The following is a 14,168-nucleotide window of genomic DNA, read 5'->3' as shown; positions in this document are numbered from 1 at the left end:
CCGACGGCACCCGCGGAACGCCCTGCCATTCCAGACGCATCCGGGGTGCGCAACCATTCCCGTGCGTTCCCGCGATATGCCCCATCGTCCGGAGGCCGGCGTGGGCGGACGCCCGCGCATGAACGGCCGGACGCACGGTCATGGTCCGCCCCTCCCACGTGGCCTAGGATGACCGCATGGATGCCTCGCCCGCCCTGCTCGAAGACGATGAACGCGACGCCGTGCTGGAAACGGTGCTCGGCGCCTACCGCATGCGCGTGGAGATCACGGCGGACGTGCGTTATTGCGGCACGTGGTACGACAGCGAACCCGCCACCCACCATGGCCAGTTCCACCTGGTGACGCAGGGCCAGTGCTGGATCAGCGGCGAAGCGCTGGATACGCCGGTGCTGCTCGAGCGGGGCGACCTGATCGTGTTTCCCGCCGGGGTACGCCATGTGCTGTCTTCGTCGGTCGATCCGCACCTGCCCGACGCGTCCGATGCCGGCGACACCAGCATGCTGTGCGGCGAACTGGAGTTCATCACCGGCTCGCACAACCCGATCTTCGCGGCGTTGCCGCGCTGGTTCGTGATCCGCGGGCACGACAGCAGTGCCGGTTTCCGCCAGTTGGCGCAGATGCTGGCCGACACCAGCCGCGAGCGCCGCTGGGGTCGCCAGTTGGTGCAGAACAAGCTCGCCGATTCGTTGTTCACCATGGCCGTGTGCGAATACGTGCGCCAGGCCGAACAACCGCGCGGCCTGCTCGCGGCGCTGACCGACGTGCGCCTGTCGCGCGCGTTATCGGCCATCCACGCGCGCCCCGGCGAGGACTGGACCATCCAGTCGATGGCGCAGGAAGCCGGCATGTCGCGCACGGCCTTTGCCGAACTGTTTGCCGCCACCGTCGGCACGCCGCCGATCCAGTACCTGGCGCAGTGGCGTGCCACCGAGGCGCGTCGCTTGCTGAAGAACCGGCGTTTCTCCGTGGCCGCCATCGCCGAGATGCTCGGCTACAGCAGCGAGGCGGCCTTCCGCCGATTCTTCAAGCGGGTTGAGGGCGTGGGCCCGGGTAGCGCGCGCCGTAGTTCCGGCGGATCCTCGTGACCCCGGCGCGGCGTTGGCCGCGGTTGCGTGAAGGAACGTTATCCTGCGCACCGGTCCCGTCTCGCCCCCGTCCATGCGCCCTGCCCTTCGCCTGCTGCCCGCCGTTCTGCTCGCTCCCCTGTTGCTGGCCGCGTGCGGCGGCGACAACGTCAAGCCTGCGCCGCCGCCGGCGGTGACGAAGCCGGCGCTGCCGGCGCCGAAGCTCAAGGTGGGCATCGCGCTCGGTGGCGGTGCGGCGAAGGGTTTCGCCCATATCGGCGTGATCAAGATGCTGGAAGCCAACGGCATCGAACCCGTCGTCGTCTCCGGTACCAGCGCCGGCAGCGTGGTCGGCGCGCTCTACGCCAGCGGCATGGATCCGTTCCAGATGCAGACCCAGGCGTTCGCGCTGGACGAAGCGAAGATCCGCGACGTGCGCCTGTTTTCCGGCGGCCTCGTGCAGGGACAGAAGCTCCAGGACTACGTCAACGACCTGGTCGGCAAGCGCACCATCCAGCAATTGAAGAAACCGTTCGCCGCGGTGTCCACCCAGCTGGAGAACGGCGAGCGCACGGTGTTCGTACGCGGCAACACCGGCCAGGCGGTGCGCGCCTCGAGCAGCATCCCGGGCGTGTTCGAACCGGTGGTGATCGGCAAGGCCAGCTACGTCGACGGCGGCGTGGTAAGCCCGGTGCCGGTGGACGCGGCGCGCCAGCTGGGCGCGGACTTCGTCATCGCGGTGGACATCTCCACCAAGGCGCCGGGCACGAAGCCGGGCAGCATGCTCGGCATCGTCAACCAGTCCATCAGCATCATGGGCCAGCGCCTGGGCGAGCAGGAACTGGCGCGCGCGGACATCGTCATCCGGCCCAAGGTCAACGACATCGGCCCGGCGGACTTCGAGCAGAAGAACACCGCGATCCTCGAAGGCGAGCGCGCCGCCCTGGCGGCGATGCCGCAGATCAAGGCCAAGCTGGCCGAATTGCAGCGCACCCGCAACGCGGCGCACGCGGCCAAGCACGCCCCGCCGAAGCCGGACCCGCGCTGCCTGGAAGAGCCCTCGCGGCTCGGCCGCCTGTTCGGCCGCGACGTGAAGTGCGATGCCGCCGGGCAGCCGGTGAAGTCGCGCTGATCCGTTTCAGCCGAGCGCCCGCAGCGCGCGCGGCATCGTCGGCAACAGCAGGACGGCAGCCAGGCCGAAACGCAGGCACGCGCCGATGAGCGAGGCGTCGCCCAAAAGCCAGAGCACGGCCGCTGCCGCGATCGCGGCGGCCAACAGTCCGCCTGCTGCGGCGAGCATGGTCACGAGGCCCACGGCACGCTCGCCACGCGTCGTCGGACCGGGATCGTTCCGCGGTTCGCGCATGCGCTGGACCAGCTGCACGGCGGCGACGGGCGCCAGGATCGTCATCGCGACAACGCGCGCAGCGGCATGGCCGCAGGCCACCGCCGCGAGCAGCAGGCAGGCGCCATAAACCGCCGCCCCTTCCAGCCCGGGCGCGGATGCATGCCCTGCCCAAGCCCCGAGCACCAGCGCCCCCGCGCCCTGCACCGCGAGGGCCATCCCATCGCCCCGCGTCATGCCGTCACCCGGTGCAGGTTGTTCCGCGCCCTGGCCTCCAGCGCGTCATGGAAATGCGGCGTGCTGTAGATCGCGGGCCGGTCGAGGAAGCCCTTCAATATCTCGCGCCGCTTGCGCCGGAACAGGAAGCCAGGCACGTACGCGTACTCCTTCCGGATCTGCTGTTCGTATTCATCGAAACGGGCCCGCTCCGCACCGAGGATGGACAGGTCGATATCGACCAGCAGTTGCTCGTCGCGACCCACGGGCACGGCGGTATGCCGCGTGGCCATCACCAGCGCATGCACGCGACCGGCGATGTCCGCCACAACGCCGGCGTCGACCAGCGCGGTGCGCGCCCAGTCGGCACTGCGCTGCTCGTTGTCATGTCCTTTGATGTCGTAGACCGCATCGTGGAACCACAACGCGAGTTCGACTTCGTCCGGACGCTCGGCCAGCGCCCGCGCCGCGTCGAACGCCGACAGGCATTCGCCGAGATGCTGCTGCGTGTGATAGTGGCGCTGCGGCTCTGCGTACGCCGCCATCAGCTGCGCGAACAATGCGTTGCCCTCGCCCACCGCGCCGATGCCGGTCCATGCGCGTTGCCAGGAAGGTGCGAAAACGTCCATGACGCAGTCTAGGACGAAAGGCGTGTGGGCGCAGAGTCTCTGTGGGAGCGACGTAAGTCGCGATGACGGCGCCGCGGCGCTTATCGCGACTTACGTCGCTCCCACATCAATGTTCCGTGGATCACCATACCGACGACAACCCCTGCCCACCCACCGGCACCGTCTCAATGTGGCTGTCGAACCCCGCGATCATCGGCCGTGCCTTCGCGATGGCCTGCTGCACCGACGGGAGCGAGAGCGAGGCCTTGTGGCTCGCGGCATCGGTCCAGACCTCGGTGATCCAGATCGCGTCGGCATCGGCAGGATCCTGCGCGATGACATAGCTCAGGCAGCCGGGCATGGCGTCGGTGCCTTCCAGCAGGATCGCCAGCAGCGCGTCGCGCTGGCCCGGGTTAGCGCGCATCTTGCCGATCAGTCCGTACATGCGGGGTCCTCGTGGAAGCTGCGCGCGTTGTAGCACGCGTCGCGGACAGTGGATGTCCTCGTCAGGCCTTCGGCAACGGCAGGCCGCCGTCGGTCTTGACCGCGCGCAGCACGAAGCTGGAGTTCACGTCCGCCACGCCGCTGGCATTGAGCAGGTTGTCCAGCAGGAACCGGGAGAAGTGCTCCAGGTCCTGCACCACGACGTGCAGCAGGTAGTCCATGTCGCCGGTGAGCGCATAGCAGGCGACCACCTCGTCCCAGGCCTGCACGCGGTCGCCGAACTGCTGGACGCTGGCCGGGTCGTGCCTTTCCAACTGCACGCGGACGAAGGCCTGCAGGCCTAGGCCCACCGCCTTCGGATCGACCCGGGCGGCGTAACCGGAGATCACGCCAGTCGCTTCCAGCCGCTGGATGCGGCGCAGGCAGGCCGAAGGCGACAGGTTCACCTGGGCGGCGATGTCGGCGTTCGTGGCTCGGCCTTCTCGCTGGAGCAGGGCCAACAGGCGCAGGTCGGTGCGGTCGAGGGCAATGGCTTCGGTCATTTCGTGCGTATCGTAACGTGTTCATGCAATTTCATTGCGCCATTGGTCGGCACAGACGCAATTTCGCAAGCCTGTTGCGCGGCTCTGCGGCTAGCATCGTCAAATCAGCCTGTTTTCCCGGGGAGTCCCATGAACGAGCCGCGCCGCGTCGAGCATCAGCAGACGGACAAGGGCTACGTGCCGGTCTACACCACCGCCGTGATCGACCAGCCGGCCGATTACCCGGCCGAAGACCACGCCACCTGGGGCACCCTGTACGAACGCCAGCGCGCCCTGCTGGTCGGCCGCGCCTGCGATGAGTTCCTGCAGGCGCAGGACGCCATGGGCATGGCGCCCGACCGCATTCCCCGCTTCGACGACCTCAACGAAGTGCTGCGCGCCACCACCGGCTGGACGCTGGTCGGCGTGGAAGGCCTGCTGCCGGAGCTGGAGTTCTTCGACCATCTGGCCAACCGGCGCTTCCCGGTGACGTGGTGGATCCGCCGGCCGGACCAGATCGACTACATCGCCGAACCGGACCTGTTCCACGACCTGTTCGGCCACGTGCCGCTGTTGATGAACCCGGTGTTCGCCGACTACATGGAGGCGTACGGCAAGGGCGGCGTGAAGGCGCACGGCATCGGCCCGGACGCGCTGCAGCACCTGACGCGCCTGTACTGGTACACGGTGGAATTCGGCCTGATCGACACCAAGGACGGCCTGCGTATTTACGGTGCCGGCATCGTCTCCTCGAAGGGCGAGTCGCTGTACTCGCTGGAATCGGACGCGCCCAACCGGATCGGCTTCGATCTGGAGCGCATCATGCGCACGCGCTACCGCATCGACACGTTCCAGAAGACCTACTTCGTGATCGACAGCTTCGAGCAGTTGATGAACGCCACGGCGCCGGACTTCACCCCGATCTATGCGCGGCTGGACGCGCAGGACGCGGTCCCGGCCGGCGACGTGCGCGATGGCGACCGCGTGTTCCACCGCGGCACGGGCGAAGGCTGGGCGGACGGCGGCGACGTCTGACGGGTGCGCCGTCGCGGAGCGGAGCTTGCTCCGCTGCTTCGGCCCCGATCGTCGAGCGCGCTCGCCTGCGGAAGGGATCCATCCCCATGAGCGGAGGCGGAAGAGCAGCCGAGCAAGCTCGGCTCTACAATCCGGCGTCCACCTTCGCTCGTACTCCGATGCCCCGACCGCTTGTCCTTTTCTCGTTGCTGCTGTTGTCCTTCGTGACCGTGCCGGCCTTCGCCCGCAACTGCGCAGTGACGATCGAAGCCACGGACATGATGACCTTCAACCTGAAGACCATTCGCGTGCCGGGCGACTGCGCCCAACTGCGGGTGACGCTGAAGCACGTCGGCCGCATGCCGGCGCAGGCGATGGGACACAACTGGGTGCTGACGGAAATGCGCCACCACCGCGACGTGGGCCTGGCGGGCGGTCGCATGAAACTGGCCGACGACTACCTGCCGCGCAACGACGCCCGGGTGATCGCGCATACGCCGGTCATCGGCGGCGGCCAGTCCGCCGAGGTGGTATTCCCGACCGCGCGGCTGCGCAAGGGTGGGGCGTACACGTTCTTCTGTTCGTTCCCGGGCCACTGGAACATGATGAAGGGCACGCTGGTCTTCGAATGACCGCGTAGGTTGATGGTCTCCGTCAACGCATCGCGGAAATCTTTCCGCCGACGCGCCGCCATCGCCGGTCGATAACAGGGCCCTCCGGTAGCATAGTGATCACGCGCCAGGCCCGCGCCGCGCGCGTTTCGTTCACAGCTGACGGCACGCCATGAATACCGATTTCCGCACCTCGCTCCCGGGCACCACGCTCGACTATTTCGACGCGCGCGCCGCGGTCGATGCCCTGCAGCCCGGTGCCTGGGCCACGCTGCCCTATACGGCGCGCGTCCACGCCGAGAACATCGTGCGCCGCGCCGAACCCGCGCGACGCGACGATTACCTGCGCCAGCTGATCGAGCGCCGCCGCGACCTGGATTTCCCGTGGTTCCCGGTGCGCGTGGTCTGCCACGACATCCTCGGGCAGACGGCATTGGTGGACCTGGCCGGCCTGCGCGACGCGATCGCCGACATGGGCGGCGATCCGGCGCAGGTGAACCCGGTGGTGCCGGTGCAGTTGATCGTCGACCACTCGCTGGCGGTGGAATGCGGCGGATACGATCCGGATGCGTTCGCGAAGAACCGCGCCATCGAGGATCGCCGCAACGAGGACCGCTTCCACTTCATCGACTGGACCAAGCAGGCGTTCAAGAACGTCGACGTGATCCCGCCCGGCAACGGGATCATGCACCAGATCAATCTGGAGAAGATGTCGCCGGTGGTGTACGTGCAGGACGGCGTCGCCTTTCCCGACACCTGCGTGGGCACCGACAGCCACACGCCGCATGTCGACGCGCTGGGCGTGATCGCGGTCGGCGTCGGCGGCCTGGAAGCGGAGAACGTCATGCTCGGCCGAGCCTCGTGGATGCGCACGCCGGACATCGTCGGCGTGGAGCTGCACGGCAAGCCGGCCGCCGGCATCACCGCGACCGACGTGGTGCTCGCGCTGACCGAATTCCTGCGCAAGGAAAAGGTCGTCGGCGCGTATCTGGAGTTCCGGGGCGAAGGCGCCGCGGCGCTGACCATCGGCGACCGCGCGACGATCTCCAACATGGCGCCCGAGTACGGCGCGACCGCGGCGATGTTCTTCATCGACGACAACACCCTGGACTACCTGCGTCTGACCGGCCGCAGCGACGAGCAGGTGGCGCTGGTCGAAACCTATGCAAAGACCGCGGGGTTGTGGGCGGACGACCTGCAGACCGCGCAGTACGAGCGCACGCTGCAGTTCGACCTGTCCACCGTGGTGCGCAACATGGCCGGCCCGTCCAACCCGCACAAGCGCCTGCCGACCAGCGCGCTGGCCGAGCGTGGCATCGCCGATGCCGCCAAGCTGGAAGCGGGCAGGGGAGAGGAAGCGCAGGGCCTGATGCCCGACGGCGCAGTGATCATCGCCGCCATCACCTCGTGCACCAACACCTCCAATCCGCACAATGTGATCGCCGCCGCGCTGCTGGCGCGCAATGCGAATGCGAAGGGGCTGGTGCGCAAGCCGTGGGTGAAGAGCTCGCTCGCGCCCGGCTCCAAGGCCGTGCAGCTGTACCTGGAAGAATCCGGCCTGTTGCCGGATCTCGAGCAACTCGGCTTCGGCATCGTCGCCTTCGCCTGCACCACCTGCAACGGCATGAGTGGCGCGCTGGACCCGGCCATCCAGCAGGAAATCATCGACCGCGACCTGTACGCGACCGCCGTGCTGTCGGGCAACCGCAATTTCGACGGCCGCATCCACCCGTATGCGAAGCAGGCGTTCTTGGCTTCGCCGCCGCTGGTGATCGCTTACGCCATCGCCGGCACGGTGCGCTTCGACATCGAGAAGGACGCGCTGGGTATCGATGCCAACGGTAACGCGATCACGCTGAAGGACATCTGGCCCAGCGATGCGGAGATCGACGCGGTGGTGAGGGCCAGCGTGAAGCCGGCGCAGTTCCGCAAGGTGTACGAGCCGATGTTCAATGTGCGCGTCGAGCACGGCGGCAAGGTCGATCCGCTGTACGCCTGGCGCCCGCAGAGCACCTACATCCGCCGCCCGCCGTACTGGGAAGGCGCGCTGGCCGGCGCGCGCACGCTGCGTGGCATGCGCCCGCTGGCGGTGCTCGGCGACAACATCACCACCGACCACCTGTCGCCGTCGAACGCGATCCTCGCCGCCAGCGCGGCGGGCGAGTATCTAGCCAAGATGGGCCTGCCGGAGGAGGACTTCAATTCCTACGCGACGCATCGCGGCGACCACCTGACCGCGCAGCGCGCGACCTTCGCCAACCCGCAGCTGGTCAATGAGATGGCGGTGGTCGACGGCGAGGTGAAGAAGGGCTCGCTGGCCCGCATCGAGCCAGACGGGCAGGTGGTGCGCATGTGGGAGGCCATCGAGACCTACATGGACCGCAAGCAGCCGCTGATCATCATCGCCGGCGCCGACTACGGCCAGGGCAGTTCGCGCGACTGGGCGGCCAAGGGCGTGCGCCTGGCAGGCGTGGAAGCGATCGTGGCCGAGGGTTTCGAGCGCATCCACCGCACCAACCTGATCGGCATGGGCGTGCTGCCGCTGGAGTTCAAGGCCGGCGAGACCCGCAAGACCTACGGCATCGACGGCAACGAGACCTTCGACGTGGTCGGCGAGCGCCAGCCGCGCGCGGACCTGACGTTGGTGATCCACCGCGCCAACGGCGAGACCGTGGAGGTCCCGGTGACCTGCCGGCTGGATTCGGACGAGGAAGTCTCGATCTACGAGGCGGGCGGTGTGCTGCAGCGGTTCGCCCAGGATTTCCTGGACGCGTCGAAAGCGGCCTGACCCGTTCGTCGTAACGGTACATCCAACGCACAGGAGTCCGATCATGTCCGAGAACACCACCCCCGGTACCGTCCGCCTGCACCGCGTGCTGCGCGCCCCGCCCGAGCGCGTCTATCGCGCGTTCCTCGATCCGGACGCGATGGTGAAGTGGCTGCCGCCGCACGGCTTCACCGGCAAGGTCCATTCAATGGATGCGCGGGTGGGCGGCGGGTACACGATGTCGTTCACCAACTTCGGCACCGGCTCCAGCCATTCGTTCGGCGGCACCTACGTGGAGCTGGTGGAGAACGAATTGCTGCGCTACACCGACCAGTTCGACAACCCGGGCCTGCCCGGCCAGATGCACGTGACGGTGACGCTGAAGAAGAGCATCGCCGGCACCGAACTCAACGTCGTGCAGGACGGCATTCCTGCCGCGATCCCGGTGGATTTTTGCTACCAAGGCTGGCAGGAATCGCTGGAGATGTTGGCGAAGCTGGTGGAGCCTGAGATTCCGGATGGGGCGTGAGGTGCCAGAGTGAGACTTGGACGCGCCCAGAGCGAAGAGGAGCAGGCCTGGTGGCCGGGCTACGGAAACCGGCTGCTCTTCATACTTCGGCCATCGTGCGAGGTCTGCGACTCGATCACGGCATCGATACGACACGCAGGACTTGGATCCCTGCTCGTCCCGAGCTGGCCACCGGAGTGCTGGCACCAGTCTGTCAGTGACCGATATGCGGACAAACCGTGGATCCGGGAGAGACTGATAGCCGCGGGTAATCAGGTGAGGTCAGCCAGTTTCGACCTCGAGCTGGACCGGGCGCGTGCCGAGGAACATGCCGAGATCCGTACGCGCGGCCGTTGCCTGGGCCTGGAACGACTGATCGACGCGATAGGTCATGCCACGCTGGTACATGGCCTGCCGCGAGGTGGAAATCACTCGCCCCATCTCACGCTTGACTACCGCTACGAGGGCCCGGAGATCTCCTCGCAGCCGCTGTTGACCGTTCCCTGGCGTGTTGAGACCTTCGAGCTCGTCAGCGCCGGCGGCAAACCCCACAGGTACCACACACTGGCACGCTGGCAACTTGATCCAGCCCCGGCCCGCGTTGTGCAGACCGACCTTTTCCCCCAATTTTGAAAGATCCGCCATGCCCCACGCTCCCCAGATCCGCATCCCCGCCACCTACATGCGTGGTGGCACGTCGAAAGGCGTGTTCTTCCGCCTGCAAGACCTGCCCGAGCGCGCACAGGTGCCGGGACCGGCGCGCGATGCGTTGCTGAGCCGCGTGATCGGTTCGCCCGATCCGTATGGCAAGCACACCGACGGCATGGGTGGGGCGACGTCGAGCACCAGCAAGGTGGTGATCATCTCGCCGAGTACCCAGCCGGACCATGACGTGGATTATCTGTACGGACAGGTGCCGATCAACGAGGCCTTCATCGACTGGAGCGGCAACTGCGGCAACCTGTCGTCGGCGGTCGGACCGTTCGCGATCGCGAACGGCATGGTCGATCCGTCGCGCGTACCGCGCGATGGCCTATGCAGCGTGCGCATCTGGCAGGCCAACATCCAGAAGACCATCGTGGCCCACGTGCAGGTGACGAACGGCGAGGTGCAGGAGACCGGCGATTTCGAACTGGACGGCGTGACGTTCCCGGCAGCCGAAGTGCAACTGGAGTTCATCGATCCGGCCGACGAGGGCGATGGCGACGGTGGCGGCGCGATGTTTCCCACCGGGAATCTCGTCGATGACCTGGATGTGCCCGGCGTGGGCGTGTTCAAGGTCACGATGATCAATGCCGGTGTGCCGGTGGTCTTCGTCGAGGCTGCGGCGCTGGGCTACGACGGCACCGAATTGCAGGGCGCGATCAACGAAGACCAGGATGCGCTGGCGAAGCTCGAGGCGATCCGCGCGCACGGCGCGGTGCGCATGGGCCTGGTCGCCGATGCCGCCGCCGCGGCGAAGCGACCGTTGACGCCGAAGATCGCCTTCGTCGCGCCGCCGAAGGACTACGTGTCGTCGAGCGGCAAGCCCGTGCACGCGCACGATATCGACCTGTTGGCGCGCGCCATGTCGATGGGCAAGCTGCACCACGCGATGATGGGCACGGCCTCGGTCGCCATCGCCACGGCGGCTGCGGTGCCCGGCACGCTGGTGAATACGGCCGCCGGTGGCGGCACGCGCGAGGTACTGGTGTTCGGGCATCCCTCGGGCACGCTGCGCGTCGGGGCCGACGTCAAACAGGTGGAGGGCGCCTGGGCGGTCACCAAGGCGGTGATGAGCCGCAGCGCGCGTGTGCTGATGGAAGGCGCCGTGCGTATCCCGGGCGACGCGTTCTAAGCGCAGACCACCTGCCGGAAGTCACCACTTTCGCCCAGGCCATTGCCTCGGCCGCGCCCGCGCGACAGCATGGGCGCATGTGGATGGCCCTGACCCGACTTCGCGAACCCATGACGCTTGCGGGCGTCTTCACGATCGGCGCCGTGTCCCTGGGCCTGCGCTTCCTGCCGCCGGACATCCTGCCGGCCGCGGCCGCCGCGCTGGGTGCGTATGCGCTGGGATTCCTGTTGTTTGCGCTGGCACCGGACACCTGGAAACGATCGCGCCGGATCGCGCTGGTAGCGATGGCCGGTCTTGCGTTGCTGCTGGCCTGGCTCACCCCGCGTATCGGCACCGCACAGGTGCTGCTGGTGGTGTGGGTCGCCTGCGCGGTCAATGTGCTGTCGCCGCGATGGGTGGTCGGTGCGTCACTGGTGTTGAACGCGGCGTTCTATGCGCTGCTGGTGCACCACGACTTCGGCGCGCCGGGCACGATGACGCTGATCAACATGGGCTTCCAGGCGCTCGCCGGCCTGTGCGTGCACTACGCGCGCCGGGCGGAGGATTCCCGTGATGCGTTGGCCCGCGTCAACGCCGACCTGCTGGCCACGCGCGCCTTGCTGGCCGACAGCGCGCGCGATGCCGAACGGCTGCGCGTGGCGCGCGAACTGCATGACGTGGCCGGGCACAAACTCACCGCGATGAAGCTCAACCTGCGGGCATTGGCCAGCGATCCTGCGTTCGCCGGGCGCGAAGAGGTGCGTATCGCGCAGCAACTTTCCACGGAGCTGTTGGACGATATCCGCAGCGTGGTGCAGGCGATGCGCGATTCACGCGGCCTGGACCTGCAGACCGCGATCCGCGCCCTGGCCGCGCCGTTCCCACGGCCCGCACTCGCCCTGTCCATCGCCGACAGCGTAAAGATCGGCGACCCCGTGGTCGCGGAGTCGCTGCTGCGCATCGTGCAGGAATGCCTGACCAACGCCGCGCGCCACGCGAACGCGGACACGCTGACGGTTTCACTGAAGAACGAGGACGCGGGGATGCACCTGCACATCGAAGACGACGGCAGGCTCAAGGGCCGGATAAGCGAAGGCAACGGCTTGTCGGGCATCCGCGAACGCGTGGCGGCGCTCGGTGGCGACCTGTGCCTGGGCAGCAGCGCCACCGGCGGACTGCGCGTGGACGTGAGGCTGCCCGCATGAGCGTGCGTGTTGCCCTGGCCGACGACCAGGCGCTGGTTCGCGCGGGCCTGCGCGCCCTGCTGAAGGCGCAGCAGGTGGACGTGGTGTTCGAGGCCGACGACGGCGCGGACCTGCTCGCCAAGCTGCAAGCGCAGCCGGTGGACGTGGTGCTGAGCGACATCCGCATGCCCGGCGTGGACGGCATCGATGCCTTGATCCGATTGCGCGAACGTGGCGACCGCACGCCGGTGCTGCTGCTGACCACGTTCGACGACAGCGACCTGCTGCTGCGCGCCACGGAGGCCGGTGCCCAAGGCTTCCTCTTGAAGGATGCCGCGCCCGAAGACCTGCATGATGCGATCCGCCGGGTCGCCGGGGGCGAGACGCTACTGCAGCCAGTCAGCACGGACCCGGTGCGCGCACGCTACCGCTTCCACGACGAAGCGGCGCCGACCGATACCTTCAGCGAACGCGAGGTGGCGATCCTGCGCCTGCTAGCCGGCGGTTATTCGAACAAGGAAATCGCGCGCACGCTGTTCCTGGCCGAGGGCACGGTGAAGAACTACGTCTCCACCATCCTCGACAAGCTGGGTACCCGCGACCGTACGCGCGCCGTGCTGAAGGCGATCACGCTGCGGATCATTTGATCGGCACCAACGCTGTTTCCTGTGGGAGCGACGTAAGTCGCGATGTGCCGCCAGGGGAAAAGCATCGCGACTCACGTCGCTCCCACACCGGGCATTGCGCGTGCGTCAGAACACCCACGCCATCGCCACACCCGACGCGAGCGCGGCCAGCAGGCCAGCCGATACGCGCAGGCCATACGCCGCACCGCCGCTGACCCAGGCGATGATGGACTTGGCGATCAGGCTGGCCGACAGCAGCGCCAGCATCCACCAGCGCGCTTCCGCGGCTTCCAGGCCGTCGCGCGCGAACTGGTTGGCCAGCGTGGCCACCGCCGCGTGGAGTTCCGCCACTGCCGACAACGCGGCCGCCGCCATCGCGCCGCGCGGACCGATCCATGCCGCCAGCGCCGCTGCGACGAAGGTCAGCGCCCCGACCAGCAGCGCGAATCCCAGCGCCTGGCCGAAGCGGAACATGCGGCTTTCCGACGTCGGCGGTTTCACCGCATCGTCGTCCCCGCGGCGCAGACCGAGCAGCCCGCCCGCCAGGAGTACCGCGCCGATCACGCCGAGCTCCGGCAGCAGGTCGCGGACCAGCGACGGCGATACCGCCCACAGGATCGGCACGCACAACGTCAGCGAGGCGAGATTGGACAGCAGCGCCGCCGCGACGGCCGAGCGCAGCAGCGCCGGCGTTTCCTTCGCCCGCTGGCCAAAGCCGATCGTCGCCGCGGTGGACGACACGTAGCCGGCGAAGAACCCGGCCGCTGCCAGGCCCCAGCGGTTGCCGACCACGCGCAACACCATATGGCCCAGCGCGCTGACCGCCATCACCAGCACCACCAGCTTCCAGATGGTCGCCAGGTTGATCGCATCGTACGGACCGATGGCGCGGTCGGGCAGGAGCGGCAGGATCACCAGCGCGGACGCCAGCAGCAGCAGGCCGTCGAAGACCTCGCGTTCGCTGAGCGTCTCGCGGGTCAGTTCGTGTAGGGGCTGCTTGGCGTACAGCAGCACCGCGACCACCACGGCCAGCCCGGCCGCCAGCGCCGGCTGGCGCATGGCCAGCGCGCCGAGCAGGAAGGTCAGGACCAGGGTGATCTCGCTGGTGAGTCCCGGGTCGTCCTGATGGGTCGCCCGGTAGGCCATCGCGGCCAGCACGCCGGTGATGCCCAAGGCCACCAACACGACGGGCAGGCCCAGCCAAGCGGCGATCGCCGCCGCCAGCGCCACCAGCGCATGGGTGCGCAGGCCGGCGATCCGGTGGCCGCGGCCCGGGCTGCGCTCGCGCACCAGGCCGATCAGCAGGCCCAGCCCCAGGGCTGAGGACAGGGCCAGCCAGGTCTGCGGGGTCGCTTCGTCCATCGCGTCCTTCCTCGTTCAGGTCTGCGAGCATAACGAATGGTCTTGCATTGGTCTCGTCAACCCGGACAATGCGCGCACCTTC

Annotated in this window: 15 protein-coding genes; 9 read left to right on the top strand and 6 right to left on the bottom strand. The window is 68.0% G+C overall.

The window, feature by feature from the left end:
- Positions 1 to 176 precede the first annotated feature (176 nt).
- Positions 177 to 1,085: an AraC family transcriptional regulator gene (locus AC23D6_RS00165; protein WP_487750847.1), complete on the top strand. Its 909-nt coding sequence runs from the start codon at positions 177 to 179 to the stop codon at positions 1,083 to 1,085.
- Positions 1,086 to 1,158: 73 nt separating this feature from the next.
- A complete protein-coding gene (locus tag AC23D6_RS00160; protein WP_487750846.1) occupies positions 1,159 to 2,196 on the top strand; it encodes a patatin-like phospholipase family protein in 1,038 nt (345 codons plus the stop codon).
- A 6-nt stretch (positions 2,197 to 2,202) separates the two neighbouring features.
- On the opposite strand, the gene AC23D6_RS00155 is transcribed toward AC23D6_RS00160, so the two are convergent.
- From AC23D6_RS00155 to AC23D6_RS00140, 4 genes are all read right to left on the bottom strand, one after another.
- Positions 2,203 to 2,628 (bottom strand): hypothetical protein, encoded by a 426-nt coding sequence (locus AC23D6_RS00155; protein ID WP_487750845.1) that lies wholly within the window; start codon positions 2,626 to 2,628, stop codon positions 2,203 to 2,205.
- Positions 2,629 to 2,642: 14 nt separating this feature from the next.
- Positions 2,643 to 3,254: an HD domain-containing protein gene (locus AC23D6_RS00150; RefSeq protein ID WP_487750844.1), complete on the bottom strand. Its 612-nt coding sequence runs from the start codon at positions 3,252 to 3,254 to the stop codon at positions 2,643 to 2,645.
- A gap of 121 nt (positions 3,255 to 3,375) precedes the next feature.
- Positions 3,376 to 3,678: a putative quinol monooxygenase gene (locus tag AC23D6_RS00145; protein WP_487750843.1), complete on the bottom strand. Its 303-nt coding sequence runs from the start codon at positions 3,676 to 3,678 to the stop codon at positions 3,376 to 3,378.
- 61 nt (positions 3,679 to 3,739) lie between these two features.
- On the bottom strand, positions 3,740 to 4,219 hold the full coding sequence (locus AC23D6_RS00140) for an Lrp/AsnC family transcriptional regulator (RefSeq protein ID WP_487750842.1): 480 nt from the start codon (positions 4,217 to 4,219) through the stop codon (positions 3,740 to 3,742).
- 129 nt (positions 4,220 to 4,348) lie between these two features.
- Here AC23D6_RS00140 and phhA point away from each other — a divergent pair, with 129 nt between their 5' ends.
- From phhA to AC23D6_RS00120, 4 genes are all read left to right on the top strand, one after another.
- Positions 4,349 to 5,233, top strand: a complete 885-nt coding sequence (gene phhA, locus AC23D6_RS00135) for a phenylalanine 4-monooxygenase (RefSeq protein ID WP_487750841.1) — start codon at positions 4,349 to 4,351, stop codon at positions 5,231 to 5,233.
- 158 nt (positions 5,234 to 5,391) lie between these two features.
- A complete protein-coding gene (azu, locus tag AC23D6_RS00130; protein ID WP_487750840.1) occupies positions 5,392 to 5,844 on the top strand; it encodes an azurin in 453 nt (150 codons plus the stop codon).
- A 151-nt stretch (positions 5,845 to 5,995) separates the two neighbouring features.
- Positions 5,996 to 8,611 carry a Fe/S-dependent 2-methylisocitrate dehydratase AcnD gene (gene acnD, locus AC23D6_RS00125; RefSeq protein WP_487750839.1) on the top strand — a complete coding sequence of 872 codons (2,616 nt, stop codon included), beginning with the start codon at positions 5,996 to 5,998 and terminating at the stop codon, positions 8,609 to 8,611.
- Positions 8,612 to 8,654: 43 nt separating this feature from the next.
- Positions 8,655 to 9,119: an SRPBCC family protein gene (locus AC23D6_RS00120; protein ID WP_487750838.1), complete on the top strand. Its 465-nt coding sequence runs from the start codon at positions 8,655 to 8,657 to the stop codon at positions 9,117 to 9,119.
- Positions 9,120 to 9,380: 261 nt separating this feature from the next.
- On the opposite strand, the gene AC23D6_RS00115 is transcribed toward AC23D6_RS00120, so the two are convergent.
- Positions 9,381 to 9,743, bottom strand: a complete 363-nt coding sequence (locus AC23D6_RS00115) for a hypothetical protein (RefSeq protein ID WP_487750837.1) — start codon at positions 9,741 to 9,743, stop codon at positions 9,381 to 9,383.
- Between AC23D6_RS00115 and prpF the strand changes: the two genes are divergently transcribed.
- From prpF to AC23D6_RS00100, 3 genes are all read left to right on the top strand, one after another.
- Positions 9,742 to 10,935 carry a 2-methylaconitate cis-trans isomerase PrpF gene (prpF, locus tag AC23D6_RS00110; RefSeq protein ID WP_487750836.1) on the top strand — a complete coding sequence of 398 codons (1,194 nt, stop codon included), beginning with the start codon at positions 9,742 to 9,744 and terminating at the stop codon, positions 10,933 to 10,935. The genes AC23D6_RS00115 and prpF overlap by 2 nt on opposite strands.
- A gap of 77 nt (positions 10,936 to 11,012) precedes the next feature.
- Positions 11,013 to 12,119, top strand: coding sequence for a sensor histidine kinase (locus AC23D6_RS00105; protein ID WP_487750835.1), 1,107 nt, complete (start codon positions 11,013 to 11,015; stop codon positions 12,117 to 12,119).
- Positions 12,116 to 12,745 carry a response regulator transcription factor gene (locus AC23D6_RS00100; protein WP_487750834.1) on the top strand — a complete coding sequence of 210 codons (630 nt, stop codon included), beginning with the start codon at positions 12,116 to 12,118 and terminating at the stop codon, positions 12,743 to 12,745. Before AC23D6_RS00105 ends, AC23D6_RS00100 begins: the two co-directional genes overlap by 4 nt.
- Positions 12,746 to 12,850: 105 nt before the next feature.
- On the opposite strand, the gene AC23D6_RS00095 is transcribed toward AC23D6_RS00100, so the two are convergent.
- Positions 12,851 to 14,086, bottom strand: a complete 1,236-nt coding sequence (locus AC23D6_RS00095; protein WP_487750833.1) for an MgtC/SapB family protein — start codon at positions 14,084 to 14,086, stop codon at positions 12,851 to 12,853.
- Positions 14,087 to 14,168: the final 82 nt, after the last annotated feature.

Source organism: Pseudoxanthomonas sp. G3, from assembly GCF_057654715.1.
The sequence above is the reverse complement of the archived record's forward strand: the minus strand, read 5'-3'. Positions and strand labels throughout refer to the sequence as shown.

What these genes read in the sequence shown, in the direction of transcription:
- AC23D6_RS00165 (WP_487750847.1), top strand. Translation starts at nt 177, where the DNA reads ATGGATGCCTCGCCCGCCCTGCTCGAAGACGATGAACGCGACGCCGTG.
- AC23D6_RS00160 (WP_487750846.1), top strand. Translation starts at nt 1,159, where the DNA reads ATGCGCCCTGCCCTTCGCCTGCTGCCCGCCGTTCTGCTCGCTCCCCTG.
- AC23D6_RS00155 (WP_487750845.1), bottom strand. Translation starts at nt 2,628, where the DNA reads ATGGCCCTCGCGGTGCAGGGCGCGGGGGCGCTGGTGCTCGGGGCTTGG.
- AC23D6_RS00150 (WP_487750844.1), bottom strand. Translation starts at nt 3,254, where the DNA reads ATGGACGTTTTCGCACCTTCCTGGCAACGCGCATGGACCGGCATCGGC.
- AC23D6_RS00145 (WP_487750843.1), bottom strand. Translation starts at nt 3,678, where the DNA reads ATGTACGGACTGATCGGCAAGATGCGCGCTAACCCGGGCCAGCGCGAC.
- AC23D6_RS00140 (WP_487750842.1), bottom strand. Translation starts at nt 4,219, where the DNA reads ATGACCGAAGCCATTGCCCTCGACCGCACCGACCTGCGCCTGTTGGCC.
- phhA (WP_487750841.1), top strand. Translation starts at nt 4,349, where the DNA reads ATGAACGAGCCGCGCCGCGTCGAGCATCAGCAGACGGACAAGGGCTAC.
- azu (WP_487750840.1), top strand. Translation starts at nt 5,392, where the DNA reads ATGCCCCGACCGCTTGTCCTTTTCTCGTTGCTGCTGTTGTCCTTCGTG.
- acnD (WP_487750839.1), top strand. Translation starts at nt 5,996, where the DNA reads ATGAATACCGATTTCCGCACCTCGCTCCCGGGCACCACGCTCGACTAT.
- AC23D6_RS00120 (WP_487750838.1), top strand. Translation starts at nt 8,655, where the DNA reads ATGTCCGAGAACACCACCCCCGGTACCGTCCGCCTGCACCGCGTGCTG.
- prpF (WP_487750836.1), top strand. Translation starts at nt 9,742, where the DNA reads ATGCCCCACGCTCCCCAGATCCGCATCCCCGCCACCTACATGCGTGGT.
- AC23D6_RS00115 (WP_487750837.1), bottom strand. Translation starts at nt 9,743, where the DNA reads ATGGCGGATCTTTCAAAATTGGGGGAAAAGGTCGGTCTGCACAACGCG.
- AC23D6_RS00105 (WP_487750835.1), top strand. Translation starts at nt 11,013, where the DNA reads ATGTGGATGGCCCTGACCCGACTTCGCGAACCCATGACGCTTGCGGGC.
- AC23D6_RS00100 (WP_487750834.1), top strand. Translation starts at nt 12,116, where the DNA reads ATGAGCGTGCGTGTTGCCCTGGCCGACGACCAGGCGCTGGTTCGCGCG.
- AC23D6_RS00095 (WP_487750833.1), bottom strand. Translation starts at nt 14,086, where the DNA reads ATGGACGAAGCGACCCCGCAGACCTGGCTGGCCCTGTCCTCAGCCCTG.